Annotated in this window: 28 protein-coding genes and 5 pseudogenes; 16 read left to right on the top strand and 17 right to left on the bottom strand. The window is 72.2% G+C overall.

The annotated features are described in order from the left end of the window. Positions 1 to 117 precede the first annotated feature (117 nt). From IEY89_RS42000 to IEY89_RS27630, 5 genes and pseudogenes are all read left to right on the top strand, one after another. A pseudogene (locus IEY89_RS42000) lies at positions 118 to 696 on the top strand (PEP/pyruvate-binding domain-containing protein); the annotation flags it as partial. 149 nt (positions 697 to 845) lie between these two features. Next, positions 846 to 917: pseudogene (locus IEY89_RS41995) on the top strand (hypothetical protein); the annotation flags it as partial. Between the two features lie 150 nt (positions 918 to 1,067). Further along, the gene (locus IEY89_RS40945; protein WP_229695440.1) at positions 1,068 to 1,559 is read left to right on the top strand and encodes a hypothetical protein; all 492 of its coding nucleotides are present in this window, start codon (positions 1,068 to 1,070) and stop codon (positions 1,557 to 1,559) included. Positions 1,560 to 1,652: 93 nt separating this feature from the next. Further along, positions 1,653 to 2,411, top strand: coding sequence for a PEP-utilizing enzyme (locus tag IEY89_RS27635; RefSeq protein WP_229695439.1), 759 nt, complete (start codon positions 1,653 to 1,655; stop codon positions 2,409 to 2,411). Beyond that, the gene (locus IEY89_RS27630) at positions 2,408 to 2,953 is read left to right on the top strand and encodes a hypothetical protein (protein WP_229695443.1); all 546 of its coding nucleotides are present in this window, start codon (positions 2,408 to 2,410) and stop codon (positions 2,951 to 2,953) included. Before IEY89_RS27635 ends, IEY89_RS27630 begins: the two co-directional genes overlap by 4 nt. Here IEY89_RS27630 and IEY89_RS40940 read toward each other — a convergent pair. From IEY89_RS40940 to IEY89_RS27620, 3 genes and pseudogenes are all read right to left on the bottom strand, one after another. Next, positions 2,893 to 3,039 (bottom strand): annotated as a pseudogene (locus tag IEY89_RS40940) (SAM-dependent methyltransferase); the annotation flags it as partial. The gene IEY89_RS27630 and the pseudogene IEY89_RS40940 overlap by 61 nt on opposite strands. 117 nt (positions 3,040 to 3,156) lie before the next feature. Continuing rightward, positions 3,157 to 3,372: a DUF397 domain-containing protein gene (locus IEY89_RS27625; RefSeq protein ID WP_055525969.1), complete on the bottom strand. Its 216-nt coding sequence runs from the start codon at positions 3,370 to 3,372 to the stop codon at positions 3,157 to 3,159. Positions 3,373 to 3,476: 104 nt separating this feature from the next. Then, entirely contained in the window at positions 3,477 to 4,337 is an 861-nt protein-coding gene (locus IEY89_RS27620) for a Sco1979 family transcriptional regulator (RefSeq protein WP_189150215.1), read from the bottom strand. A 223-nt stretch (positions 4,338 to 4,560) separates the two neighbouring features. Between IEY89_RS27620 and IEY89_RS27615 the strand changes: the two genes are divergently transcribed. After that, positions 4,561 to 5,244 (top strand): ATP-binding protein, encoded by a 684-nt coding sequence (locus tag IEY89_RS27615; RefSeq protein WP_229695438.1) that lies wholly within the window; start codon positions 4,561 to 4,563, stop codon positions 5,242 to 5,244. Then, entirely contained in the window at positions 5,235 to 5,687 is a 453-nt protein-coding gene (locus IEY89_RS27610) for a hypothetical protein (RefSeq protein WP_189150214.1), read from the top strand. Before IEY89_RS27615 ends, IEY89_RS27610 begins: the two co-directional genes overlap by 10 nt. Before the next feature lie 28 nt (positions 5,688 to 5,715). Here IEY89_RS27610 and IEY89_RS27605 read toward each other — a convergent pair whose 3' ends face one another. The 3 genes and pseudogenes from IEY89_RS27605 to IEY89_RS27595 form a co-directional block, all read right to left on the bottom strand. Continuing rightward, positions 5,716 to 5,889 (bottom strand): DUF8839 family protein, encoded by a 174-nt coding sequence (locus IEY89_RS27605; protein ID WP_189150213.1) that lies wholly within the window; start codon positions 5,887 to 5,889, stop codon positions 5,716 to 5,718. Positions 5,890 to 6,054: 165 nt separating this feature from the next. Next, positions 6,055 to 6,696, bottom strand: a complete 642-nt coding sequence (locus IEY89_RS27600) for a DUF899 domain-containing protein (RefSeq protein ID WP_189150212.1) — start codon at positions 6,694 to 6,696, stop codon at positions 6,055 to 6,057. Between the two features lie 88 nt (positions 6,697 to 6,784). Further along, positions 6,785 to 7,054: pseudogene (locus IEY89_RS27595) on the bottom strand (amidohydrolase); the annotation flags it as partial. A gap of 359 nt (positions 7,055 to 7,413) precedes the next feature. Between IEY89_RS27595 and IEY89_RS27590 the strand changes: the two are divergent. Next, positions 7,414 to 8,364, top strand: a complete 951-nt coding sequence (locus IEY89_RS27590) for an endonuclease/exonuclease/phosphatase family protein (RefSeq protein WP_189150211.1) — start codon at positions 7,414 to 7,416, stop codon at positions 8,362 to 8,364. Between the two features lie 22 nt (positions 8,365 to 8,386). Here the strand turns inward: IEY89_RS27590 and IEY89_RS27585 are convergent, their stop codons facing one another. After that, positions 8,387 to 10,252, bottom strand: a complete 1,866-nt coding sequence (locus IEY89_RS27585) for an FUSC family protein (RefSeq protein WP_189150210.1) — start codon at positions 10,250 to 10,252, stop codon at positions 8,387 to 8,389. A 391-nt stretch (positions 10,253 to 10,643) separates the two neighbouring features. On the opposite strand from IEY89_RS27585, the gene IEY89_RS27580 reads away from it, so the two are divergent. The 4 genes and pseudogenes from IEY89_RS27580 (at position 10,644) to IEY89_RS27565 (ending at position 13,635) form a co-directional block, all read left to right on the top strand. Further along, complete coding sequence (locus IEY89_RS27580) at positions 10,644 to 11,354, top strand: hypothetical protein (RefSeq protein WP_189150209.1); 711 nt, start codon at positions 10,644 to 10,646, stop codon at positions 11,352 to 11,354. A gap of 85 nt (positions 11,355 to 11,439) precedes the next feature. Continuing rightward, positions 11,440 to 12,399, top strand: a complete 960-nt coding sequence (locus tag IEY89_RS27575; protein ID WP_189150208.1) for a GNAT family N-acetyltransferase — start codon at positions 11,440 to 11,442, stop codon at positions 12,397 to 12,399. Positions 12,400 to 12,634: 235 nt separating this feature from the next. Continuing rightward, a pseudogene (locus tag IEY89_RS27570) lies at positions 12,635 to 13,036 on the top strand (RidA family protein); the annotation flags it as partial. Between the two features lie 125 nt (positions 13,037 to 13,161). Next, complete coding sequence (locus IEY89_RS27565; protein WP_189150207.1) at positions 13,162 to 13,635, top strand: GNAT family N-acetyltransferase; 474 nt, start codon at positions 13,162 to 13,164, stop codon at positions 13,633 to 13,635. A 33-nt stretch (positions 13,636 to 13,668) separates the two neighbouring features. Here the strand turns inward: IEY89_RS27565 and IEY89_RS27560 are convergent, their stop codons facing one another. Continuing rightward, entirely contained in the window at positions 13,669 to 14,718 is a 1,050-nt protein-coding gene (locus tag IEY89_RS27560; protein ID WP_189150206.1) for a glycoside hydrolase family 6 protein, read from the bottom strand. Positions 14,719 to 15,013: 295 nt separating this feature from the next. Here IEY89_RS27560 and IEY89_RS27555 point away from each other — a divergent pair, with 295 nt between their 5' ends. Both IEY89_RS27555 and IEY89_RS27550 read left to right on the top strand, forming a co-directional pair. Further along, complete coding sequence (locus IEY89_RS27555) at positions 15,014 to 15,187, top strand: hypothetical protein (RefSeq protein WP_189150205.1); 174 nt, start codon at positions 15,014 to 15,016, stop codon at positions 15,185 to 15,187. After that, positions 15,184 to 15,594 (top strand): (2Fe-2S) ferredoxin domain-containing protein, encoded by a 411-nt coding sequence (locus IEY89_RS27550; protein ID WP_189150204.1) that lies wholly within the window; start codon positions 15,184 to 15,186, stop codon positions 15,592 to 15,594. The genes IEY89_RS27555 and IEY89_RS27550 overlap by 4 nt, the downstream gene beginning before the upstream one ends. Before the next feature lie 12 nt (positions 15,595 to 15,606). Here the strand turns inward: IEY89_RS27550 and pip are convergent, their stop codons facing one another. Continuing rightward, positions 15,607 to 16,578, bottom strand: coding sequence for a prolyl aminopeptidase (gene pip, locus IEY89_RS27545; RefSeq protein WP_189150203.1), 972 nt, complete (start codon positions 16,576 to 16,578; stop codon positions 15,607 to 15,609). A gap of 63 nt (positions 16,579 to 16,641) precedes the next feature. Then, positions 16,642 to 17,361 carry a uracil-DNA glycosylase gene (locus IEY89_RS27540; RefSeq protein WP_189150202.1) on the bottom strand — a complete coding sequence of 240 codons (720 nt, stop codon included), beginning with the start codon at positions 17,359 to 17,361 and terminating at the stop codon, positions 16,642 to 16,644. Between the two features lie 142 nt (positions 17,362 to 17,503). Between IEY89_RS27540 and IEY89_RS27535 the strand changes: the two genes are divergently transcribed. Then, a complete protein-coding gene (locus IEY89_RS27535) occupies positions 17,504 to 18,025 on the top strand; it encodes an RNA-binding S4 domain-containing protein (RefSeq protein ID WP_189150201.1) in 522 nt (173 codons plus the stop codon). A gap of 153 nt (positions 18,026 to 18,178) precedes the next feature. Here the strand turns inward: IEY89_RS27535 and IEY89_RS27530 are convergent, their stop codons facing one another. The 4 genes from IEY89_RS27530 to IEY89_RS27515 form a co-directional block, all read right to left on the bottom strand. Continuing rightward, a complete protein-coding gene (locus tag IEY89_RS27530) occupies positions 18,179 to 18,646 on the bottom strand; it encodes a DoxX family protein (protein ID WP_189150200.1) in 468 nt (155 codons plus the stop codon). 90 nt (positions 18,647 to 18,736) lie between these two features. Beyond that, a complete protein-coding gene (locus IEY89_RS27525) occupies positions 18,737 to 19,279 on the bottom strand; it encodes an MOSC domain-containing protein (protein ID WP_189150199.1) in 543 nt (180 codons plus the stop codon). A 47-nt stretch (positions 19,280 to 19,326) separates the two neighbouring features. Next, positions 19,327 to 20,004, bottom strand: coding sequence for a class I SAM-dependent methyltransferase (locus IEY89_RS27520; protein WP_189150198.1), 678 nt, complete (start codon positions 20,002 to 20,004; stop codon positions 19,327 to 19,329). Between the two features lie 74 nt (positions 20,005 to 20,078). Beyond that, positions 20,079 to 21,029, bottom strand: coding sequence for an acyltransferase domain-containing protein (locus IEY89_RS27515; protein WP_189150197.1), 951 nt, complete (start codon positions 21,027 to 21,029; stop codon positions 20,079 to 20,081). Between the two features lie 101 nt (positions 21,030 to 21,130). On the opposite strand from IEY89_RS27515, the gene IEY89_RS27510 reads away from it, so the two are divergent. Beyond that, positions 21,131 to 21,397 carry a DUF6343 family protein gene (locus IEY89_RS27510; RefSeq protein ID WP_189150196.1) on the top strand — a complete coding sequence of 89 codons (267 nt, stop codon included), beginning with the start codon at positions 21,131 to 21,133 and terminating at the stop codon, positions 21,395 to 21,397. A 56-nt stretch (positions 21,398 to 21,453) separates the two neighbouring features. Here IEY89_RS27510 and IEY89_RS27505 read toward each other — a convergent pair whose 3' ends face one another. The 3 genes from IEY89_RS27505 to IEY89_RS27495 form a co-directional block, all read right to left on the bottom strand. Beyond that, positions 21,454 to 21,843, bottom strand: a complete 390-nt coding sequence (locus IEY89_RS27505; protein WP_189150195.1) for a tetratricopeptide repeat protein — start codon at positions 21,841 to 21,843, stop codon at positions 21,454 to 21,456. Between the two features lie 50 nt (positions 21,844 to 21,893). After that, positions 21,894 to 22,502, bottom strand: a complete 609-nt coding sequence (coaE, locus tag IEY89_RS27500) for a dephospho-CoA kinase (protein WP_189150194.1) — start codon at positions 22,500 to 22,502, stop codon at positions 21,894 to 21,896. Positions 22,503 to 22,586: 84 nt separating this feature from the next. After that, entirely contained in the window at positions 22,587 to 23,525 is a 939-nt protein-coding gene (locus IEY89_RS27495) for a PAC2 family protein (RefSeq protein ID WP_189150193.1), read from the bottom strand. Positions 23,526 to 23,614 lie beyond the last annotated feature (89 nt).

Below are 23,614 nucleotides of genomic sequence, written 5' to 3'. Positions count from 1 at the left end.
TCATTGAGCGCAGGAGACGGGTCTCACGGGCTCGCCACCGATCCTTTGTTCTGCCGTCAGGCGCAGGGCCGACCCTAGGCGTCCCCCCTGTTGGCGGTCGGTCCTGGACGGTGTCCTATGACGACGCTCGACGAACGTCCCGGAGAAGGCGCGTGCGACGGGGACGACCCCCGCGGCGGTGCGGTCCTGAACGCGGTCGCGGCACAGGGCCGCGAAACGGTCGGGGCACACGGCCGGGAGGCCGTCTGGCTGGACCGGCCCGGCGCCGCACTCCCCCTGCTCGCCGGCTCCAAGGCGGCGAACCTCGCCCGCGCGGCAGGCGCCGGACTGCCGGTACTGCCCGGATTCGTCATCACGCACCCCGGCCCCGAGGCCGACGACCCGCACGACAGCCTGTCCGGCGGCTGGTCCGCGCTGCGCCAGGCCTGGGACACGCTCTCGGACGGCGGCGAGCGCCCGCTCGTCGTCCGCTCCTCCTCGCCGCAGGAGGACACCCAGGAGTCCTCCCTGGCGGGTCGGTTCGCATCCGTGCTCGACGTCCGCGGCTGGGCCGACTTCCGTACGGCGGTACGGACCGTGCTCGACTCCGCGCACCGGCCCGGTGAGCCCGCCGCGCCGATGGCGGTACTGGTCCAGCCGATGCTGACCGCGCGCGTGGGAGGGGTGATGTTCGGCGCCGATCCCGTCGAAGGGCGCGCCGACCGGATGCTGGTGAGCGCGGTGCGCGGTGGCCCCGACAGCCTGGTCAGTGGGGAACAGGCCGGAATCGACTACTCGTTGAGCCTGCGGGGGCGCATGCTGCGCAGGGAACCGGCGGACGCCGAGCCGCTCCTCGGCCGTTCGAACTGCGCCGGCTGGCCCGCCTCGCGCGGCGCGCCCGCGAGGTCTTCGACGGGCCGCAGGACATCGAGTTCGGGTTCGACGACCACGGACGACTGTGGCTGTTCCAGAGCCGGCCGATCACCGCGATGGCCGCCCGGCCGCCACGCGGAGCACGGCTGCTGGGCCCCGGCCCGGTCGCCGAGAGCCTGCCGGATCAGCTGGAGCCCCTGGAGGAAGATCTGTGGGTGACCCCGATGGCCCGTGGGCTCGCCGCCGCGCTCGACATCGGCGGCACCGCGCCCCGGCGCCGGCTGCGTACCGTGCCCGTGGTCACGGCGGTAGGCGGACGGGCCGCCGCGGACCTGCTGCTGCTCGGCGCCGCCCCGCCCCGGCCCCGCTGGCTCGCGCTGCTCAACCCGGCGCAGGGCGGACGCAGGCTCGCCGCGGCCTGGCGGACGGGACGGCTGACCTCGGCGCTGCCCGGGCTCGCCGTCGACCTCGTGGCGGACGTCGACCGCCGCCTGGCCGAGACCCCGCCGCCCGCCGACATTCCGTCGGCGGGACTGACGTCCACACTGCGCTGGACGCGTACGACGCTGGTCGCCTGCACGCCCAGGAGGCGCTGGCCGGTGCGCTGCTGCACGAGAGCCCGGCGAACAGCCGTACGGCAGCCGGCGCCGCCCTCACCGCGCTCACGGACGCCCGCGCCCAGGGGCTGCCGGACGGGCGCGTCGTGATCGCCGAGCCGGTGGTCCTGGCCCTGACGGCACCGAGCCTGCGCGGACGGATCCGGCTGCCGGCATCGGCGGCGGCACCGGCACAGGAGGGCGGTGCGGACGGCACGGACGAACACGGGCGCGGGTCACCGTCCCGGCCCGGACGAACACGGGCGTCCGGCGGCGGTCACCGTCGTACGCCCGTCCCGGCATCCCGTCGACAGGCCCGGCGCCACCGCGCCCGTGCTCCCGACTCGGGAGGCGCTCCGGCTCCGTGTCCGGTGGGTGCAGGAGTTGCAGGTGCGGCTCGTGCGGGAGGGGGCACGCAGGCTGGTCGTGCGCGGAGGGCTGGATGACGGTGCCCGGGTCGGGCTGCTGCGGTGGCCGGAGTTCATGACCGCGCTGGAGGGGGGGCCGCTGCCCGCGGACGTGCGGGAGAGACAGCCGCTGCCCGTGTCCGCCCCGCTGCCGGACGCCTTCCGGGTCGCCGTTGACGGAACCGTGGTCGCCGAGCGAAGCACCGGTCCCGTGGGCGACGGCGGCCGGGGCGTGTCCGGCGGACGGGCCGCCGGAATCGTCTGGGAGGGCACCGGCACCACGCCGCCGGACGCGGTACTCGTCGTCCGCACCCTCGATCCCGCCCTCGCCCCACTGCTGCCCGGGCTCACCGCTCTGGTCGCGCAGACCGGCAGCCCGCTGTCCCACCTCGCCGTGCTGGCAAGGGAGTTCGGGCTGCCCGCGGTCGTGGGCGCGACGGACGCCGTGAACCGGTTCCCGCCGGGCACGCGGCTCACGGTCGACGGCGCCACCGGCGACGTACGCGCTGGGGACGCACGCACCGGGGACGAGGCGGGGACGGAGGACGAACGATGAGGCGCATCGCATACGTATTCGGATGGCTGGCCGCCGCCGGGGCGGGCACCTACGTCGTCGTCTGTCTCTACCGGTGGCAGTGGCAGCGGGCCGTCCTGTGCGGGGTGCTGCTCCTCGTCGTCGAGGTGATGCTGCTAGGGATCACGCTGATCGGGCGGCTCTCGCGGATCGAGGAGCAGGTGCGCGAGACCCAGGACCAGGTGCGCGAGAGCGGCCGGAGACAGCAGGACGTCCTGGCCCGGCTGCGGGAGGCGCCGGTACGGCAGGGCGCCGGGCGGTTGCGCTGGCTGGACGAGCCTGCCGAACGTACATACGTCTTCGTGCCCGTTCTCATGGTCACCGGTGTACTGCTGTCCGGGCTCGCCTGGGGGTTGCAGCGGGTCGCGTCGGTCACCGCCAGGCCCGCCGAGCGGCGGCTCGCCGGACGTCTGGCCGTCGGGGTCGCGCTGCTCGGCGCGCTCGTCGTCGGGCTCGCCGACCTCACCGAGACCCGCGGGTCGAGGGCGAGCACCCGGCGGCCGATCGCCTCGTCGACCGGGTAGTTGTCCTTGCCGCCCTAATACCAGTCGTCCATTCGCGCGGGATGAGGCTTGCCTGTGTCCATCTCGATGGGGTGCTGCCCGGTCATGGCGAACTCCGTGAGCCTCTTCGATCTCCGGCTTGGCAAGCGATCAACTGAGCACCAAAATAAGGGAATTGACTGAACACAACGGAACCGGCGCCATCGAACGGCCGGAACCGGACCTCAGGAGAGCAGGAAGTCCGCCTCCCCGGCCTTGGCGCCCTCGATGAAGGCGAGCATCTCGGCCGTGGTGTAGATCAGCGCCGGACCGTCGGGGTCGGTGGACTGGCGCACGGCGATCCGGCCGTCGGCGAGCTTCATCGCCTCCAGGCAGTTGCCGCCGTTGCCGCCGCTCCACGGCTTGTGCCAGCCCTCGCTGCCCAGTTCACCGGCGGGCATGCCGTTGTAGATACCGGCCCGCTCGGTGACCCGTTCAGTGGTCAGCTCATTGATTCGCTCGTGGCGTATCCGGGCCTTGGACGTCATGCGATCCATGCAGAGATTCAGAGCTCCTTGCGGAGATCCCGGAGGATCTCCTTCGTGCGATGTGCTGTAGCGGACTGAGCCGCCATGCGGTCCATGACCTCCAGGTGGGTGGCCACCTCGGTGCGCGAATCCAGATAGATGGCGCCGGTCAGGTACTCGCTGTAGACCATGTCCGGGAGTTCCGGCACGGCGAAACGGAACAGTACGAACGGCCCGTACGTGCCCGGGTGCGGCCCCGCCGAGAAGGGGGCGACCTGGATCGTCACATTGGGCAGGTCCGCGGCTTCGAGCAGTCTGTCGATCTGCGCACGCATCACCTCCGGGCCACCCACCGGGCGGCGCAGAACGGTCTCGTCCATCACGACCCACAGCCGGGGCGCGTCGTCCCGGGTGAGCAGTCCCTGGCGTTCCATGCGCAGTGCGACATGGCGTTCGATGTCCTCGGGTCTGGTCTGGCCGATGGCGCCCGATTTCAGGACACCGACCGCGTATCCCTCGGTCTGCAGCAGTCCGGGGACGAAGTGGGGCTCGTACTGGCGGATGAGGCTCGCCGCGCCCTCCAGGCTGACGTGCATGGAGAACCAGCCGGGCAGCACGTCGTGGAACCGCTGCCACCACCCGGGCAGATTGGCGTCCTCGGCCAGCTTGACGAACGCCTCGGCCTCCTCGTCCGAGACGCCGTACGACTTCAGGAGGAGCTGGAGGTACGGGATCTTGAGCGCGACCTCGGCCATCTCCATACGGCGGACGGTGGCGGGGGCGACCCGGAGGATGCGCGCGGCCTCCTCGCGCCGCAGGCCCGCACGCTCCCGCAGGTCCAGCAGGCGCCGGCCGAGGACGACCTGTCCGACCGTCGGCGCGGACCGCGGTTCGCTCACGCTCCACCTCCATCGAGCATCGGCATACGCCGATGAGAAGTCCTGACAGCCCGGCGGCGCCACCGGGAATCTATTCGAAGGTTTATTCGAAAACCTGCCGAAAGTCCCAACTGGCGCCGCTCCGAGTGCTGTTGCGAGCAGTGTGCCACGCCGTTCCACTCCGTCACACCGCACTCTGCATTTTTCAGAGTGACACTTGCCAAGTGTTCACGGCGGGGAGATAGTGGCAAGCGTGATTCCGTCCCCGCCCTTAGGAACAGACGCCGCCGCGGACCGCTCCGGTCCCGGGTCCGCAGCCCCGCTGCGACCTGGTACGGCGGCCGAGCGCCGGTTCCGCTTCGAGCTGGCCGCCCATCCGGGCTCGCCCGCGCAGGCCCGCCGCCTGACGCGTGCCCGGCTCACGGGCTGGTCGGTCTGCGAGGACACCTGTGACACGGCGGCCCTGGTCGTCACCGAGCTGGTCACCAACGCCATCGTGCACACCGCGAGCAGCCACATAGTCTGCGAGCTGCACGACGGCGCCGACCTGGTCCGGATAGCCGTGCGTGACGAGGGCTGCGCGCCCGGCGTGCCCCATCAGTCGCCGCAGCGCCCCGATGACGAGCAGGGGAGGGGGCTGCTCCTCGTCGAGGCCATGTGCAGGGCCTGGGGCGCCCAGGAGCACGGCCCCGGCCTGCTGGTCTGGGCGGAACTCGCCCGGGCGGCCGACACGGGCGCCGACGCCCACGACGGCACAGCGGTCCGCGGCGACCTCGGCTGGGGCGCGCCACCGCCCCGCCCCGGCACGGGCGGCGACCCGGAACCGGAGCCCGCCGACGACACTCAGGCGCACCACGGGCATCACGGGCGCCACCGGTTTCAGGGGCACGCGACAACGGGGACGGGGACAGAGGCCGAATGGGTGTAAGGGGTTCGTCCACCGGGGGCCGGGTGATCAGCATGGACACGCTGGTGCGCGTGAATCGCCACCTGCACAGTCCGCCCCGTCCGGAAACTCCCCTGCGTCTTCCGATACCGGGCGGCATGACCGCTCCCCTGGGCTGCGACGCGGTGGCGGTGCCCGCCCGCTTCGGCCCTCAGATACTGCCCCGGCTCCCGCGCGTGGGCTGTGTGTACGCGGACGCGGGTCACTGGTGGTGGCTCGTCCCCGCCGACTCCGACTACGCCCTGGAGTGGCCGACCCCGGCGCACTACTCCACGGGAGCGGTGGTCCTCGGCGCCCCGCGCCTCCCAGCTCTTCTGCACCGCCCGCACGACACCCTCCCGTACACCCCGCCGATACCCCTCTACCTCGCCCTCTGTCAGGTGACGGGGACCATTCCGACGTGGTCGAGGCCGATCAGCGCCTGAACCCCTTCGTTCGGGCCCGGCGACCGCTTCACTCCGCCATGACTCCGCCCCGCACGATCACGAGGAACGTGTCCGTCGCGAGGTCCATGACGACCTCGGCGGCCTGACCCTCCAGGCGCCGCGCCTGCGCGAACTCCTCCGCGGGCCAGGAACCACGGGGCCCGCCGGCGGGAAAGCGTTCGAGCACCTTTCGCCCGTTCACCCTGCACCTCCATGTAGCGCTGATCTCATAGAGATAAACGCTCATCATGGGGAAAGGGCCTCGCCCGGTGACCGTACTGAGACGCAGTTGACACTCGTTCACCGCCGGATGTGAGGATCACCTCATCCCGTTACCCCCACTACGCCCTCTTTGTCGCTGCCCGTATCAGTACTCGTACGCGTCGTGATGGCGCACGCGTTCGCTGTCCCCGGGCGCTCCCAGGGGCATGAGGTCCAGGAAGCTGGTGGCCGAGCCGAGGCCGTCGAGGCCACGTCCGTACGCCGAGTACGTGTGGAAGACCTGGTCACGGTCCCGCAGGAAGCAGCTCACCCCGGACCGCTCGACGACCTCCTCCGCGCTCTCGGGCAGCACCGGGAAGTCGCGGTCGAAGTCGGTGCCGTGCGACGAGTACCACGGCACCGTCCACCCCATCCGTGCCTTGAACGACAGGATCCGCGTGTACGGGGCCCGGGACACGACCGCGAACGAGGTGTCGCGTGCCCACAGGTGCGCCAGGTGACCCACGTGGTCGAGGAACTCCGAGCAGCCGGGGCAGCCCGCCTCCCACTCGGGGTCGAACATGAAGTGGTGGACCACGAGCCCGCGGCGGCCCCCGAAGAGGTCGAGCAGGGTCGCCTTGCCGTCGCCGCCCTCGAACACGTACTCCGCGTCGACCTCGACCATGGGCAGCTCACGCCGCTCGGCGCCCAGCGCGTCACGCGCGCGCGTGACGACCTCCTCCTTGACCAGCAACGCCTCGCGTGCCGCCCGCCACTCGTCGCGCGAAACGATCCGCGGAAGTGTCATCGCCCCTCCATGCCCCGTTGTGGAACAGTCCGTTCTCAGGGGTGGACCGGTGGGGCACGCGAAACTCATCGGCGCCGGCGGAAGGACTTCAGGCGTCGTACTCCTGGATCCGCCTGCCGTGGCTCCGGTCGACGAGCGCGGGCAGCCGCTCCCCCAGCTCCCGGACGATCTCCGGTACATCGAGGGTCAGCAGTTCCCGGTCGCGCATGAGGACGCGGCCGTCGACGATCGTCGTCCGGACGTCCGAGGAGCGGGCGCTGTGGACGAGGGTGGCGGCGAGGTCGTGCACGGGCTGGGTGTGCGGCCCGGTGAGATCGACGAGGATGATGTCGGCCTTCCGGCCCGGTGCCAGGCCGCCGATCCACTCGCCGAGTCCACCGCCCGCGCGCGTCGATGGGTTCCACGGCGTCCGGGAGCTCGACGCCCACCCCGATCGCCTCGGTGGCCCCTCCCCGTACGGCGATCGAGGCGTCCTCGGCGAACTCGATCCCTTCGCCGGCGTCGGTGTGGAGGAGGGCGGTGCAGCCGGTGATGCCGAGATCCGCGGGAGCAGCGGGAGAAGGCGTCATGCGGCCACCGTACGGCGCGGTCGTGCCCGTGCGCGACGTGGACCGCGCATCCCGGCGCAGCCCTGTCGCCGGGATGGCGGCGCGGGCACGCTGGACGCGTCACCGCTGGAACTCGCGGAACCTGCTGGGACTTTGAGGGGGAGCCGGCATGCTCGTCGCCACCTGGAACCTGGAGAACCTCTACCGCCCGGGCGGCCCGTCCGGGCCGAAGGACGACGCGGCGTACGAGGCGAAACTCGCCGCCCTCGCCGCCGTGATCACGGAGCTCGACCCGACGCTGCTCGCCGTCCAGGAGGTCGGCGACACCGAGGCGCTGCACGATCTGGTCGACCTGCTGGGCAGCGGCTGGAGCGTCGCGACCTCGCGGTTCCCGGACAGCCGGGGCATCCGGGTCGGTTTCCTCGGCCGCCTGCCGTTCGAGGTGCTCGCCGACACGAACGCCTTCCCGGCGAAGCTGGTTCCGGTGCAGGTGGACGACTCGGGCCTGGAGGTCTCCGTGGCGGGTCGCGGTTTCCTGGCGGTGGAGGCGGACACCGGGGGCGGGCCGTTGCGGGCGGCCGTCGCCCATCTGAAGTCGAAGCTGCTGTCGTATCCGAACGGCCGTTTCCACCCGCTCGACGAGGGTGAACGGGCCCGCTTCGGCGCGTACGCCCTGTACCGGCGCACCGCCGAGGCGACCGCGCTGCGGGCTCTCGCGGTCGATCTGCTGGCCGGTGAGGGCCGCACGCGGGACGTGCTGGTCCTGGGCGACCTGAACGACGGGGTGCAGGCGGCGACCACCCAGATCCTGCTCGGCCCGCCCGGCTCGGAGATCGGCACGCCCGGCTACGACCACGACGACAAAGGTGACGCGACGCGTCTGTGGGACGTGGCCCCGCTCATTCCGGCCGAACAGCGCTACTCGCGGATCAACTCGGGACGCCGCGAACTCATCGACCACGTCCTCCTGAGCCACCGCCTGGTGCACCGCACGGTGGAGGCGGGCACGGGCCTGCCGGGAAACTCGGCGCCCGCCCTCCCGTCGGTCGGCCCGGACCCGGAGGCCCGACGAGGCGCACCGGGCTCGGACCACGCGCCGGTATGGGTACGCATCGGCTGACGCGGCCGGCGCGGACCCGCCCTCAGCCCGCGAGGGGCCTCTCCCCCGCTCCCGGTACGCGCAGGCGCAGCCCGGCGCGCTCACGCCGCTCGGCGAGTTCGTCCAGAAGTTCGGTGAGGTGTTCGGTGTGCCGGCGACTGAGGCGTCCGGTGTCGTCCAGGTGCACGGCACAGGCTGTCGTCGTGTCGACAAGTCGTTCGAGGGTGGCGGCGACTTCCTCCGTCCCCTCGGTGTGCCGGGCCAGCGCGGGCAGTTCGGCCGCCGAGTGCGCGATGGCCGTACGGGCCTCGGCGAGCGCGCGATAGGCCTCGCGGCGCAGCATCCAGCGCGCGTGCCGGTCGTCCGAGCCGCTCAGCACATGCTGGAGGTACGCCTGCGCGGCCTCGGCGGCCCGCGCCAGCCGCGCCCGTACGCCTCCGCCGCGCTGACCGGGCATCGGCAGATGTCCGACGATGAGGACGAGGGCACAGGCGACCAGTGTCTCGAGGATCCGGCTCCAGGACGCCTGGGGTTCGCCGCCCACCATCACGAGGGCGAGCACCAGCACCGTGACGACGGCGGTCTGGGCGGCGAAGTGCCGGGTGGCGACCGGGATCAGCGCGCCGCTCACGGCCACGAGCGCGACGAGCCCCTCGGGCCGGGGCAGCACGGCCGCGAACCCGGCGAAGACAACGGCCCCGAGGACGGTCCCCGCCGCCCGGCACAGGACGCGCGAGACGAGCGGCCCCAGGTCGGGCTTGACCAGGAAGACGGCGGTGGCCGGAATCCAGTACCAGTGGGCGTGGTGCGTCGTCTGCGCGACGGCCGAACCGGCCCCGAAGCAGAGCGCCACCCGCAGCCCGTACTCGCGTCCACCGGAGTCGACGGCCGTACGGAGCAGGGCGGCGACGGTACGGCGCCGGGTGTGCAGGTCGTGTGTGTCGCCGCCCCGGTCGAAGGCGTCGGCGGCGTGCAGCAGCGCGTCGTCGAGGGCGCGCAGCCCGGGCGCGGAGCGGGCCGGGGCGGGCAGCGGCCCGGTGTGGGTGTTGGTCCGTACGGCGGCGGCGAGACGCCGGGGCCCTTGCGCCACGCGCGCGTGGAGGGCGTCCCCGGTCCAGGCGAGGGCGGTCGCGGCCTCGGCGAGGGGCAGCGCGGCGGCGTACTGGGTGCGCAGCCGTCGCTCGTCCGCGGAGCTGGCGTACTGGCGCAGCCGGGGTCCGCCGAGGGCGTCCTGGGCGTGGTCGAGCGCGGCGGTGAGGGCGACGCGCCGGGCGCCTGCCTCGTCCGTACCGGCGGCGTCGAGGAGGTCTGCGACGGCGTCGTACACGGCGGCGACAGCGGCACGTTCCCCGTCGAAGCGGAAGTCACCGGCGCCGGCACCGGGGGTGGGCAGCGCGAGCCGCAGGGCGAGCAGCCAGCCGGCGCCCGCGACGAAGAACAGGGCCCGCTGCCAGCCCGGCTCGGGCAACGGCATCCCGGCCCCGATGGCGGCGGCGACGAGCAGTTGTGTACCGGCGCCGGACGCGACGGGCCCGATGGCACTCATCCCGCCCGCCAGGAGCCCGAGGGCGGTGAGGAGAAGGGTCAGCGGCACGGCGGCGAACTGCTGTCCGGCGTACGTCCCGACGACCAGACCGACAGCCCCGGCCGACGCGGGCACGCCGAGCCGCCTGACGGAGGAACGCCGGCTGCCCGGCCGGTCGTTGATCCCGGCGAGCATGGCACCGAGCGCGGCGACGACGCCGAGGGAGGTGCGGTCGGCCAGCACTCCGGCCAGCAGCAACGGCCCGGCGGCCAGCGCACCCCGGACGACCGCGTTCCAGGGAACGGGCCCTCGCTGGGCGCGCAGCGCGTGGGCGAGCCAGGGCGGCAGGGCGAGGCGCGGGCGCGTGCTGCTGGGGCGTGACACAGGGCTCCTGTCGGGCGAGGGCGGGGGTGCGATGCCTTCGGGCGACGTCGGCCGGGCTGTGGTGTCCAGCGTAGATCGGGTCGGTGGAGGAGAGGGGCCGCAAGCATTTCGGGGATGTGACGGTCGGCGGGAAACCCGCTTTCTTTATGAACGGAAGGGCGGTCCGGTGGACCGGCTGTCGGACAACGGTGGCGACTGGCACCGAGAGCTTCGAGCCCTCCTGACGGAACCTGCGGGCATGGCCGGCAACGGGACTCGGTCCTGTGCTGACCTCCCGAGAGCGAACCGTTCGGCTCCCTGCCCCAGGGCGGCTCGGGCGGTTGTCAGTGGTGGGCGCTTCAATAGGGGGTGTCGTCACAGAGAGTGACGACCGAACTGCGGGGAGGTAGCCATGGACTGCCATGCCAGTGATCAGAGCTACGAGGACAGTCGGGAGCCTCAGGACCGTCAGGGTTCCGAGGACTATGAGGGCTATGAGGAGGACGGGCAGCGGTACGTCTCCTCGGCGGGGCTGCGGGCTCGTGGGTGGACCGGCGGGATGGTGCACCGGCTGCTCGGGACACCTGACCGCCTCAGAGTCAATCCGCGGCTCAGGACGGCGCCCCAGGTCCGGCTGTACCGCGTCGAGCGGGTCACGGCGGCCGAGCGGACCGACGAGTACCGGAGGGTGGCGGAATCCTCGGCGCGACGGTCGGTTGCGGTGCGGAACGCCGTCCGGCGTCGGCGGTCGGAGGTCCTGGAGCGGATCAGGACCGAGCCGATCGAGGTTCCGCGCCTGGACCCGCGCAAGCTGGCCCTGCGGGCGGTGGAACACCGGGCGCGCCGCGAGGCGGCGGCCGGCGGGCCGATCGAGCTGACCGACGCCAACTCCGTACAGGACACGGGCCGTGCCGGCCGCGCCTCTCTCGCCCCTTGGAAGGTCGACTATCTGCGGCACCGGATGAACCACTACGACCAACTGCTGGACGGTCTGCCGGGAGGCGAGCGGGACTCCGCACGGGCCGAGGCCACGGACCTGCTCCGCCGACGGATCCGCGCGGCCATCGCCGAGGCGTATCCGCCACTGGAACAGGAGTGCGAGAGGCAAACGCGCGACCAATAGGCGGGTCCATCGCCAAGGTGAACACCCAGGTGAGATCCCCTCCTGAGCCGGACAGGCGCACCACTCCCGTCCCTACGCTCCGGCCATGAAAGACGATCTCGCCCTGCGCGTGCACGAACGGCTGTCGGCGTGCCCCGGCCTGTGCCCGGTGGGGCCCGCCGAAGGACAGCGGTTCGCACGCTGGGACCTGGCCTCACTCGCCGAGGGCGCCCTCGGCGCGTGCGCCGACCCGGACTCGATCACGGCCTCGCACGAGAAGCGGTTGCGCCTCCGGCTGGGGGCGGCCGGGCGGGAGTACGAGCACGAGGACGACCACTGCAGGAGGTACTGGATCCGGGACCCCGCCGAGGACAGGGAAGACGGTCGGCCGAGGGGACCGCTCGGGACCGTCGCCGTGGACACCTGGCCGAGCGGCGTGGGTTCGCTGCGGGTCTCGTCACTGTACGTCCATCCCGTCGCCCGGCGGCGCGGCCTGGCCTCGTCGGCACTGGACACGGTGTACGAGGCGTGCCGCGCCGAGGGCCTGCACGGCTTCCGCCTCGACACGTACTGGACCTGGCAGCGGAGCGTCCGCTACTACCTCAACCGGGGCCTGTGGGTGACGTCGTGGAAGCACGCGCTCGGGCTCGCCCGGCTGTCATATCTGCCCCGGTACGAAGTCACGGAGAGCGAGGGCGAGTTGACGTTCCTGGTCGCGGATCCGAAGGCGTGCGCAGCCGGTGCCACGGTCCCGCTGCTCGTCGCCGGTGCCGTCGACGGGCGGCTGCGGCTGCGGGAGGCCGAGGAGTACGCCCGTACCCGCGACGAACCGAACGCCGTCCGGTACTACGCGCGGTCGACGATCGCACTGCATCTCGCCGTGCGCGGATGGCCGTTGGTGAGAGGGGAGGAGGAGTGGGCCGAGGCGGTCGCGGGCCGCTGGTGCGACATCGGCGACCCGGAGGGACTCGCACGGAAGATCCAGATCTTCGAGCAGGTCGCCCGCGACGACGGCTGGCGACTGACGGGCCTGTACGGCCGGTCGTCCCCTTCACGCCGCGACTGACACACCACCGCGGCAGCCGGGAAACCTGAGGGGCGGACACACAGACAGGCCGCGGACAGGAGGGGCCGAGGGCGAACAGCGACCGCTGCACGGCAACAACAACGCGCCCCGACGGAAAATCGGGTGCGCACGCCACCCGGCACTCCGCATGATCGGCAGGTTGCCCTGCGGGCGCCCCCATGGGTCCGCCGCTCGTTCCGCCGTCCCGCCTTCGCCCCGCACTCCAGGAGCCCCCATGCTCAAGCGCGTCACTGTCCCCGGCCTGTTCCCGCCGCCCACGTACTCCCACGCCAGCGTCGTCGAGGCGGGCACGCGTCTCGCGTTTCTCGCGGGCTCCGTGCCACTGGACGCGGAGGGGAGGATCGTCGGCGTGGGCGATCCCGTACGACAGGCGCAACAGGTGATCGCCAATCTGGGCGAGCAACTCCGGGCGGTGGACAGCGACTTCGCACATGTCCTGACGACCGACGTGTATGTCGTGAGCGGCGAGCCCGGGGTTCTGTCCGCCGTCTGGGAGGTCGTGGAGGCGTCCGGCCTGTCCACCGGACCTCATTCTTCGACCCTGATCGGGGTGGCCTGCCTCGGCTACCCGGGGCAGTTGGTGGAGATCACGGCGACGGCTGCCGTCCCGGAACCGGAGCCGAAGGCGGGTTCGGAACCGGAGGCGAGGTCGGAGGAGCCTGCCGGGCGCGCTGGAACTCCGCCGGATCCAGGTGCGTTCGGCACGGCACCTCTGACAGGCTCCACCCTTGTGACTCCCTCGTGACTCCCTCGTCCCCCAGCCCTGAAATCACCCTTCGCCGTGCCACGGCCGACGATGCCGGTGCCGCGGCCGACGTACTGCTGCGGTCCAGAGCCGCCGCCCTGCCGACCGTCGCCTGGCCACGGTCCGACGACGAGGTCCGCGACTACTTCCGGGACGTGGTGGTGCCGCACCGCGAGACCTGGGTCGCGGAGGCGTCGTCCGCGGACGGGATCGTCGGAGTGATGGTGCTCGCCGGTGACGAGGTGTCGCAGCTGTACCTGCTCCCGGACTGGCGTGGCCATGGCATCGGTGACCTTTTCCTCGCTCTCGCGAAGGGGCGCGGCCCTGGCGGACTGACCCTGTGGACCTTCCAGGTCAACAAGCCCGCCCATCGTTTCTACGAACGCCACGGCTTCACCGCCGTCGAGTACACGGACGGCGGCGGAAACGAGGAGCGGGAGCCTGACGTGCGGTACGTCTGGCAGCCGTAGCGCGCCCCGGGGCCCCGCAGGCTCGGCCCAGGCTCACGACCGTGCGTTGCGGGCGAGTTCGAGGGCGTACGACGACCACCACTGCCCGGCCGGCGGACCGCCCCGGCAGGTGCCGTCGGACTCGCCCGGCCGTTTGATCCACAGCTGGGCGTCGAGCCGCGGACGGCCGGTGACCGTCGTGGGCGGTGTCCCCAGGGCCCGTCCCGGTGGATTGCACCACGACTCCGCGTCCGCACCGATCCCGGTGTCGGTACCGCTGTAGGGACCGTTGCCGTTGCGGCTGGTGTCCACGACGTAGTGCTTGCCGCCGAGAGCCCTCGACAGGGTGTCGCCGTAGACCGAACTGTCCTGGTCGGTCTGGAAGTTGGAGACGTTCAGGGCGAACCCGTCGGCCTGTCCCACCCCCGCCGACCGCAACGCCTCGACCAGCCGCGCCGGCTGCGGGATCCAGCCGGAGTTGCCCGCGTCGAGGTACACGCGCGCGTGCGGCTGCCGTTTGATGCGCTCGACGGCGTAGGCGAGCAGCGCGTACCGCTCCTCCGCGTCGACCTGTGCGCAGCCCGCGACCACCTGGGCGACGGCGTCCGGTTCGACGATCACATAGGCACCCCGGTCCCCGAGGCCCGCCGCGAACCCGTCCACCCAGGTGCGGTAGTCCAGCCCGCCCAGGGCACCGCCGCCGGAGTACTGTCCGCAGTCCCGGCCCGGGATGTCGTACGCCACCAGCACGGCCGTCCGCCCGTCGCGTGCCGCGGCCATGGTGACCGTCTGGACCTCGGCCCGGGGACTCTCCCCGGTCACCCACGCGGCCTGGGGACGGCTCGCGATACGGTCCATCAGCTCGGCGTCCTCGTCCCGCCCCGCGAGCCGCCACTCGGCGGCCTGCCGCGCCGCGGGCGACCGGGGATCCACCCACAGCGGTTCGAAGCCCGCCCCTTCCCGCCCACCCGCGTACTCCCCGGAACCGACGGACGCACCCGTCCCCGGCCCCGCCGTACGAGCGTCCTCCTCCCCTGTCCCGAGGACCCCCACACAGCAGCCCCCCACGAGCAGGACGACCACGAGACCTCTCGGTGACCACATGAACAACCTCGGCGATCTGCGCAACCCGGGCACAGGCGACTCCGTTCCCGTCGCCGACGGGCCGCGTCGGCGACGACGATCCGACCTCCCCGGAGTCTGCGGTCACCACCTGCCGGCACCGCGCGCACCACCACCGAGCCGCCCCAAGATCACCCCACCGGCAGCGGCCCCGGCTCCGCCCCCGCCGTTCGTCGCGGAGTCGGGGACAGCGGCGGCCGAGAGACCGCGGGGCGAGCCCGCGCACGTCCGCTCTGCCGCGTCCGTACCTCACCCCCGGGTCGGCGAAGATGGGCCCATGACGAAGATCGAACCGTTCGGAGCAGTGCACGAGCGAGCCGTGGCGGCTCCGTGGGAGAGGAAGATCGCGGGCCGACCGGGGCACGGCGACCGGCTGGTCGGACGCACACCGGCCGCGCGTCTCGACAGCATCCCGGCCACAACCGGCAAGACCCCGGAGGGCGACCTGTGACCACCCGTACGGTGATCGGTGCCGCCCGCACCCGCCCCTGCACGCTGGTCGTCTGCCGTGGCTGCTGCTGCGGCGACCCGCGCAAGTACCCCGGCTACGACCACGACTGGCAGTTGGAGCGGCTGCGCGCGGCGGCCACCGCCTCCGCCGGGCGCCTCTCCGTCCGTACGACGGACTGCCTCGGCCCCTGCGACCAGGCGAACGTCATCGTCGTACAGCCCTCGGGCGAGGGCCGCAGTCGAGGCGGGAAAGCCGTGTGGATCGGCTGGTCGATGGGCGACGACTGCACCGACGAGATACTCCGCTGGGCGGAGGCCGGCGGCCCGGGTGTCGTTCCTCCCCCACCCACGCTGGAACTCCAGTTCGTGCAGTCCGCGGGCGAACGCACCCGCACCCGCCGTCGCTAGCCGTCCGCCGACTCAGCCGCGGGCGGCGTACCGGTCCGTGGCCGCCACCAGCTCGTCCACCATGCCCGGCGCCCCCGCGTTGTGCCCCACCTCGTCGACGACGATCAACTCGCTGCCGGGCCAGGCGTGATGGAGCCGCCAGACCGTGCCGAGCAGATTCCCGGGGTCGAGGCTGCCCTGGACAAGGGTGCCGGGGATGTTCTCGAGCCGGTGCGCGTCGCGCAGTACGACGCCTTCGGCGCCCCCGTTCCCCTCGCCCAGGAAGTGGTCCCCGCCCCAGTAGTGGGTGACGGTCCGGGCGAAGCCCATGCGGAACACCGGGTCCTCGTAGCGCGGTACGGAACGGGGCGGCGCCGGGACCATGGCCGTCTCCCAGTCGGTCCACGCCCGTGCGGCGCGTGCCCGGACCTCGGGGTCGGGCGACTCCAGCAGCCGGTTGTACGCGGCGGCCAGATTCCCGTCCCGCTCGTCCTCGGGCACCTCGGCGCGGAACCTCTCGAACGCCTCGGGGAACAGATTCCCCAGGCCTCTGGTCAGCAGGGCCACTTCGGCGCCGGAACCGGTCGCGACCGCGGTGAGCACCAGCTCGGACACGGCCTCCGGATGCGTCTGCGCGTACCGCAGCCCGAGCACCGACCCCCACGACACCCCCCACACCAGCCACCGCTCGATCCCCAAGTGCCGCCGCAGCAGCTCGAGATCGGCCAGGATGTGACCTGTCGTGTTGACGCTCATATCGGTGTCGTACGCGCTCGCGTGCGGTGTCGAACGCCCGGCCCCACGCTGGTCGAGCAGCACGATCCGGTACGCGGCCGGATCGAGGTACCGCCGGAGGTTCGCGCTCGCCCCCGACCCCGGCCCCCCGTGCAGCACCACCGCCGGTTTGCCCCGCGGGTCGCCGCAGACTTCCCAGTGGACGCGGTTGCCGTCCCCGACGTCGAGCATGCCGTGGTCGTACGGTTCGATCTCCGGATACAGGCCCATCGCGGCAACGTAACGTGCCTACGCCGGTCCGGTCTCACCAATTCTCGCCGCTGCTGCTCTCACCTACTGCTGCCGCTGGTGGGGCAGGCCGGCGGCGCCCGCCGCGTCCCGCAGCACATCCCGGAGCATCGCGGGCGTGAGGCGGCCGGTGAAGGTGTTGCGCTGGCTGACGTGGAAACAGCCGAAGAGCCGCAGCCCGCCGCCGAGCGTGACCCGCGCCCCGTGCCCGAAGACGGGGCGCGGACGCGGCACGCTCCAGCCGGCCGCGTCGAGGACGGGCAGCGTCGCCTGCCACCCGAACGCCCCGAGCACCACCACGGCCCGCAGTGTCGGCCGGAGCAGCTCCAGCTCACTCACCAGCCAGGGCCGGCACGCGTCCCGCTCCTCGGGCGTCGGTCTGTTGGCGGGCGGGGCGCAGTGCACGGGCGAGGTGACGCGTACGCCGTACAGTTCGAGCCCGTCGTCGACGCTCACCGCACCGGCCTGCGACGCGAGCCCCACCTCGTGCAGCGCCGCGTACAGCACGTCTCCGGAGCGGTCCCCCGTGAACATCCGCCCGGTCCGGTTCCCGCCGTGGGCAGCGGGCGCCAGCCCGACGATCAGCAGCCGGGCATCCGCCGGCCCGAACCCCGGCACCGGCCGCCCCCAGTAGTCCCGGTCCGCGAAGCCGGCCCGCTTGGTACGGGCGACCTCCTCCCGCCAGGCGACCAGCCGAGGGCAGCGCCGGCACCCGGCGATCCGCTCGTCCAGCGCGGTCAGTCCGGCCGGACCGTCGATGTCCATACGTCCACGGTAGAGCGGTGGACGACAGCCACCCCCCGGAATCAGGTCCCGATGACAGAGCCGGGTATCAGGGCCATGTATCCGCACCGAGACCGGAAAAAGCCGTCCGGTCCGCCCGGCCTGGAGTACTAAGGTCGAGGGCATGGCATCTGGCAGGGCTTCCGAGGGCGCGGACACCGAGGGCAGCGCGCACACCGAAGACGGCACCGCGACCGACACCGCACCGGCTCCACCGGTCGCACCGGCGGTGGCCGCGGCCGACGCCGCCCGGCCGGCGAGCGGCGAGACGGTCCGCATCGACAGCTGGATCTGGTCGGTGCGTCTGGTGAAGACCCGCTCCATGGGCGCGACCGCCTGCCGGGGCGGCCACGTACGCGTCAACGGGGACCGTGTGAAGCCCGCGTACGCCGTGCGCGTCGGAGACGAGGTCCGCCTCCGCCACGCCGGTCAGGAACGGGTCGTCGTGGTGAAACGCCTGATCCGCAAGCGGGTCGGAGCCCCGGTGGCCGTCCAGTGCTACGTCGACAACAGCCCTCCGCCGCCACCCCGCGAGGCCGTCGCCCCCGCCGGTGTCCGCGACCGTGGCACGGGCCGCCCGACGAAGCGCGACCGCCGCGAGATGGAACGCCTGCGAGGCCTCACCGGACCCGACGACGCCTCGTAAGACGACCACCGAACCACCCTCCCCCAAGGCCGGCAGGCCGGGACACGACCCCACCCGGCCCCGTGGACGCGGCGGCGGCGCCCGACCGGGTCACCACGACCCGTCGGACGCCACCGCCTGCCGTAGGCCACTCCTGGCCGTACGCCGACACCGTCACGCCCGTCGCCGTACCAGCCGCAGCAGATCCGCGTTGTGCCCCCGGCGGGCCCAGGCGATGAGGGTGAGCGGCACGATGAGGATCAGTGGTGTCGCCGCGTACTGCCCGTCGAAGACCGCGACCTGCACGATGAACGCGCCCACCATCAGCGCGCCCAGGCCCATCGCGGCCACCGACTGCAGCACCGGAACCAACAGTGCGACGGCTCCGGCCAGTTCGAGCAGCCCGATGGTGTACATGCCCGCGCTGCCCCAGCCCAGCCTGTCGAAGGACTCGGCGGCCGACGGGTGCGCGATCAGCTTGGGCAGCGCACTGGCGAACCCGTAGAAGAGGGCGAGCACCACCTGAAGCGCCCGCAGCGCGATCCGGGCGCGCCGTCCACGAGCGGACACGGACCTGGCGGAAGCCACCTGCGTGGTGGGGGCGGAGCTGGGGGACGTGACGGGAGCGGTGGTCTCGGACATGGAGGTCTCCTGTGGGCAGCGGTTTCGCGTTGCTTTCACAGAGGTAGACCGACCGCCGGCCCGGAACTCATCGCCGCTCGGCGGGACTTCTCAGACGGGGCGCAGAGCCTGGTGCGGCCCACTGGGAAGTTCGACCTTGACCGTGTCTCCGGGGCACACCTCGCCGCCCTCCTCCACGATGCTCATGATTCCGGCCCTGCGGACGACGTTCCCTGCGGCGTCCCGTCCCACCACCCGTTTCAGCAGCCCGTCCTGGAACCTGTCGATCTGCGGACAGGGGTTGCGCAGGCCGGTCACCGTCAGCACCACCTCGTCGCCTATGTGCAGCAGGGTGCCGACCGGCAGCGCGAGCAGATCGACGCCCCGGGTGGTGATGTTCTCGCCGAGTTCTCCTGGCTCCACCTCGAATCCCTCCTCACCGACCTCGGTGAAGAGCTCCTCATGGATCAGATGGACCTGGCGCAGATTCGGCTGCGTGGGGTCCTTCGCCATGCGCGAGCGGTGCTTGACGGTCGTCCCGGCATGCACGTCCCCCTCCACACCCAGCCCGGCCAGGAGTCTGACGCTGTCCCGGTTCGGCTTGCTGAACGAGTACCCGCTGTTGCTGCTGACCGCCACGACCGTGCCGCTCATCGTCGGAATCCCCTCGCTGACGTATCCCTGTTCGCTACCTCCTTCCCCTACCCACGCACCGCCCTCACCCAGACCCCGTCCTCCGTCAGATACCGGTCCACCCTCATCCCCGCTTCCCCCAGAGCCTCCTCGAACTGCTCCGGTGTCAACGGCCGGGCCAGGAAGGTCTGGGTCCACACCGCGTCCGGGAACGCGTACTCCGCGCGCACCGAGTTGACGCCGTCCCCGACCGGCTCCGACGACACCAGCCGTATCGTGGAGCCGTTCGGCCCGACCCGCTCGCGGGGCAGGTTCGTGTGGTAGTCCGCGCCCTCGCGTTGGATCAGCACATGGCCGTCCTCCGCGAGGTGCCGGGCGCAGGTGCGCAGCAGCCCCCGCCGGACCTCGGCGTCCCCGGCGTGCACGAGGAACGACGCGAGCAGCACCACGTCGAACCTCTCGTCCAGGTCGAGGTCCTCGATCGGGCCGCATATCGTGCGCGCTCCCCGGACGCGCTCCAGCATCTCGGCCGACTCGTCCACCGCCGTGACCGTGAAGCCGCGCTCCAGGAGGGGGTGGGTCATGCGTCCTACGCCACTTCCGAGTTCCAGGATGTGCGCGCCTGCGGGCACCGCCGCGGCGATGATGTCCGGCTCGTCCCCGATCGGCAGCCGCGAGTAGAGCTCGACCGCGCAGCCGTCCGGGGTGATCGCCCCCGGTCCCGTGCCTTCATATCCTTCTCGCATTTCCAGTCCCATGCCCGCACAACGGCCCGCGTCGGCAAGCCCGTTCCCACCCCCGGCCTGTTCACCCGTTCGAGTCAAACCGTCGTCAGCGGGAACCATCCGTGCCCGATGTACCAGTGGCCGCCCGCCCGCAGATGATCCCCGACGGCCCGTTCCACCGTGGTCCGCCGGGGCAGCCCGGCCACCGGCAGGTCCGGATTCCCGAACACGAACCGGACCGGCTGGGAGTCGGCCGACTCGACCTCGTCCACCGCGATCCGGAAGCGTTCCTGGAAGCGGACGATGTGGGAATCCGCCTCCAGGTACCGCTTCAGCTGCGTGTCCAGCAGCCAGGAGTGACAGACCCCGGCCGTGTACCGCTCCGCCGGGAAGTGCCGCGCGAAGAAGTCCAGCGCCAGTGCCAGGGACCGGTCGCAGGCCGCCGGGGACAGCGGCCCGTGAAAGTCGGGGATGTGAAGGCTGAGGCACATCGCGTCGGCGTCCGGGGCCGGGCCGGTGGCGGCGAGCAGCTCCGCCGCCCGCTGTCCCACCCGCGCCCGCTGGAACTGCAGCCGCCCCAGCTGGAACAGTTCCCCGTGGAAATGCAGGGCGAGCCACCACATCGTCTCCACACCGCCCCGGCCGTGCCTCCTGCGGTGCAGCGCCATGTTCCGCCCGAGGTCGGCGAGCGTGCGGCGGGACACCTCGGGCGGAATCCCGAGTGCGTGATGGTGGGCACGTACGTACGGAAGGGCCGCGACGAACACGTACACGGCGAAATACCGGCCCAGTGCCCCCGGCTCCTGGTCCGCCCGCCCCTCCGCCTGCCCGGTGAAGAGCTCCGCGATCCGCTCGGCGGGCCAGGGCGTCGCACCGCCGATCTCCCCCATGTCCCGCACCAGTCCCTCGACGCACTCCTCCAGGAGTCGCATCGCGCCGAAGTCGCGGGTCAACAGCCGGTGCAGGGCGACCAGTTCGTTGATGTCCTCATGAGGTACGGCCAGGTCGAGCAGGATCTCGGGAAGGTCGTCGGCATCCGGCAGCACGCTGGTTGTCCCCCGTCGTCTCAGCGGCCGGCACCCCGGTCGGCGGCACTTGGTCAACGTCCGGAGCGAAGAGTACGTTGCAGGAAGGAGGAGTGGTACCGATGCGTACAGGCAGTGAGCCGACGACAGCACGCAGTGCCCTGCGGGCACGGCTGTGGCTGAGCGTGTGGGGGCTGCTCTGGGCGATCGCGGGGACGGCCGCGTTCGCGCTCGCCGGGCGCCCCGGCTGGGCGGCTGCCTGCGGTGTCCTGTGGCTGGTCGTCACCGTCGACCTGACCATGATCCTCCGGCACATCCGGCAGGGGCCGCACTACCAGCCGGGCCCCGACATCCCGCCGTACCGGCCACCGGACCGACACGGCCCGTGAACCACACACACACGCGCGTGCAGCCGTGGGAGTCGCCTGTTGCCGCTGCCGAACGCTCAGGACTCCGGGTCGTCGAAGCGTGCCGCTTCCAGATAGCGCGGGTTCGGGTCCAACGCCGCCGCCAGACGGAAGTGGCGTTTGGCCTGGTCGGGACGGCGCTGGCGCTCGTAGGTGCGGGCGAGCGCGTAGTGCGCGAACGCGTTGTCCGGCTCGCGCTCCAGAACGATCGTGAACTCCAGCTCGGCGGGGCGCAGTTGGGCGGCGGCGAAGAAGGCACGCGCGCGCAGCAGCCGGGCGGCCGTGTTCTCGGGGTGCGCGGCGATCACGGGGTCGAGCAGTTTCACCGCGCCTCGGGGATCGCGGGCGGCGAGCAGTCGCTCGGCCGCGCGGAAGTCGATGACATGCGTCTCCGGAGTACGTCCGGTCCATCCGCTGGTCTCGGGCACGGCTGAGTCCTTCCCTCACTACGGCGGTTCAACGCCCGGCCGCGGCAACGCTATTCCCGCGCCGTCCGCGCTCTGCTCACGAGGGCCGCCCATACGTCGGTCACCCGCTGTTCGAGCTTCTCCAGGGGGACGTCGTTGTCGATCACGACGTCCGCGATCTCCAGGCGCTTCTCGCGGGTGGCCTGGGCGGCCATGCGCGCGCGTGCGTCGTGTTCTGTCATGCCGCGCAGCCGGACAAGCCGGTCGAGCTGGGTCTCGGGACTCGCGTCGACCACGATCACGAGGTCGTACAGCGACTTGAGGCCGTTCTCCGCGAGCAGCGGTACGTCGTGGACCACGACGGCGTCATCCGCCGCGGCGGCTTCGAGAGCGCGGGAGCGGATGCCCACCAGGGGGTGCACGATCGAGTTGAGCAGGGCGAGCTTCTCCGGGTCGGCGAAGACGATCGAGCCCAGCTTGGGCCGGTCCAGGCCACCGTCCGCGCCGAGCACCTCCGTACCGAAGGCGTCGACGACCGCCGCGAGGCCTTCGGTCCCCGGGGCGACGACCTCGCGCGCGATGCGGTCCGCGTCGATCAGGACGGCACCCCGCGCGACGAGCAGCCGCGACACCTCGCTCTTGCCGGCCCCGATGCCGCCGGTCAGGCCCACTGTCAGCATGCCTGGCAGCTTAGGGCCTGCCACTGACGGCGTCACCGACAGGGCGCCCGAGTGCACTCGGCCTCAGGGCTCGGCCCTCAGGGGTCAGCCCTCGCCCTCCCGCTCCGCGAGGAACCGCTCGAACTCGAGCCCGATCTCGTCGGCGGACGGGATGTCGACCGGTTCCGCGAGCATGTTGCCCCGGCTCTCGGCGCCCGAGGCCGCGTCGTACTGGTGTTCAAGGCCCTGGACCAGGGCCACGAGGTCCTCGTCGCCCTCCTGGATCTGGCGGTCGATCTCCGTCTGGGTGCGGTGGGCATCCGTGCGCAGCGCGTGCGCGATGCCGGGCAGGACCAGACCGGTGGCGGCCGTGATGGCCTCCAGGACGGTCAGGGCGGCATCCGGGTACGGGGAGCGGGCGATGTAGTGCGGGACGTGCGCGGCGACGCCCAGGACGTCGTGGCCGGCCTCCATGAGGCGGTACTCGACGAGTGACTCGGCACTGCCGGGGACCTGCGCCTCCTCGAAGGGGCTGCGGTGGCCCGGCACCAGTTCGTTGCGGTTGCCGTGCGGGGTGAGACCCACGGGACGCGTGTGCGGGACGCCCATCGGGATGCCGTGGAAGTTCACGGACATGCGTACACCGAGACGCTCGATGATCTGCTGGACGGCGGCGGCGAAGCGCTCCCACTCGACATCCGGCTCGGGTCCGGACAGCAGCAGGAAGGGCGCACCCGTGGCGTCCTGGACGAGCCGCACATCGAGCGTGGGCACCTCGTAGTCGGTCCAGCGGTCGCGCTTGAACGTCAGTAGCGGGCGGCGCGCGCGGTAGTCCACGAGACGGTCGTGATCGAAGCGGGCCACCACCTGGTGGGGCAGCGTGTCGAGCAGCCGGTCGACGATCTGGTCGCCGGTCTCGCCCGCGTCGATGTATCCGTCGAAGTGGTAGAGCATGACAAGACCGGCCGACTCCTGCGCCAGCGCCATGTCGACGACGGCCAGGCCTTTCGGCTCCCATGCGTACAAACCCTGCGGATCAAGCACTGTGACCGCTCCTCCTCGTGTTCACACTCCACAACGCCGCGCGGGATACGAGCATTCCCGCCAACACCCCCTCGGAGTCACAACTCGCG

It is taken from the genome of Streptomyces lacrimifluminis, assembly GCF_014646095.1.
GTDB classification, from domain to species: domain Bacteria; phylum Actinomycetota; class Actinomycetes; order Streptomycetales; family Streptomycetaceae; genus Streptomyces; species Streptomyces lacrimifluminis.
Note: the sequence above shows the minus strand (reverse complement) of the source record. Positions and strands in the feature narration are given on the sequence as shown.

Coding starts and splice junctions, on each gene's coding strand:
- IEY89_RS27630 (WP_229695443.1), top strand. CDS start 2,408: ATGAGGCGCATCGCATACGTATTCGGATGGCTGGCCGCCGCCGGGGCG.
- IEY89_RS27625 (WP_055525969.1), bottom strand. CDS start 3,372: ATGCCCGCCGGTGAACTGGGCAGCGAGGGCTGGCACAAGCCGTGGAGC.
- IEY89_RS27610 (WP_189150214.1), top strand. CDS start 5,235: ATGGGTGTAAGGGGTTCGTCCACCGGGGGCCGGGTGATCAGCATGGAC.
- IEY89_RS27600 (WP_189150212.1), bottom strand. CDS start 6,696: ATGACACTTCCGCGGATCGTTTCGCGCGACGAGTGGCGGGCGGCACGC.
- IEY89_RS27590 (WP_189150211.1), top strand. CDS start 7,414: ATGCTCGTCGCCACCTGGAACCTGGAGAACCTCTACCGCCCGGGCGGC.
- IEY89_RS27580 (WP_189150209.1), top strand. CDS start 10,644: ATGGACTGCCATGCCAGTGATCAGAGCTACGAGGACAGTCGGGAGCCT.
- IEY89_RS27575 (WP_189150208.1), top strand. CDS start 11,440: ATGAAAGACGATCTCGCCCTGCGCGTGCACGAACGGCTGTCGGCGTGC.
- IEY89_RS27560 (WP_189150206.1), bottom strand. CDS start 14,718: ATGTGGTCACCGAGAGGTCTCGTGGTCGTCCTGCTCGTGGGGGGCTGC.
- IEY89_RS27555 (WP_189150205.1), top strand. CDS start 15,014: ATGACGAAGATCGAACCGTTCGGAGCAGTGCACGAGCGAGCCGTGGCG.
- pip (WP_189150203.1), bottom strand. CDS start 16,578: ATGGGCCTGTATCCGGAGATCGAACCGTACGACCACGGCATGCTCGAC.
- IEY89_RS27540 (WP_189150202.1), bottom strand. CDS start 17,361: ATGGACATCGACGGTCCGGCCGGACTGACCGCGCTGGACGAGCGGATC.
- IEY89_RS27535 (WP_189150201.1), top strand. CDS start 17,504: ATGGCATCTGGCAGGGCTTCCGAGGGCGCGGACACCGAGGGCAGCGCG.
- IEY89_RS27530 (WP_189150200.1), bottom strand. CDS start 18,646: ATGTCCGAGACCACCGCTCCCGTCACGTCCCCCAGCTCCGCCCCCACC.
- IEY89_RS27525 (WP_189150199.1), bottom strand. CDS start 19,279: ATGAGCGGCACGGTCGTGGCGGTCAGCAGCAACAGCGGGTACTCGTTC.
- IEY89_RS27520 (WP_189150198.1), bottom strand. CDS start 20,004: ATGCGAGAAGGATATGAAGGCACGGGACCGGGGGCGATCACCCCGGAC.
- IEY89_RS27510 (WP_189150196.1), top strand. CDS start 21,131: ATGCGTACAGGCAGTGAGCCGACGACAGCACGCAGTGCCCTGCGGGCA.
- coaE (WP_189150194.1), bottom strand. CDS start 22,502: ATGCTGACAGTGGGCCTGACCGGCGGCATCGGGGCCGGCAAGAGCGAG.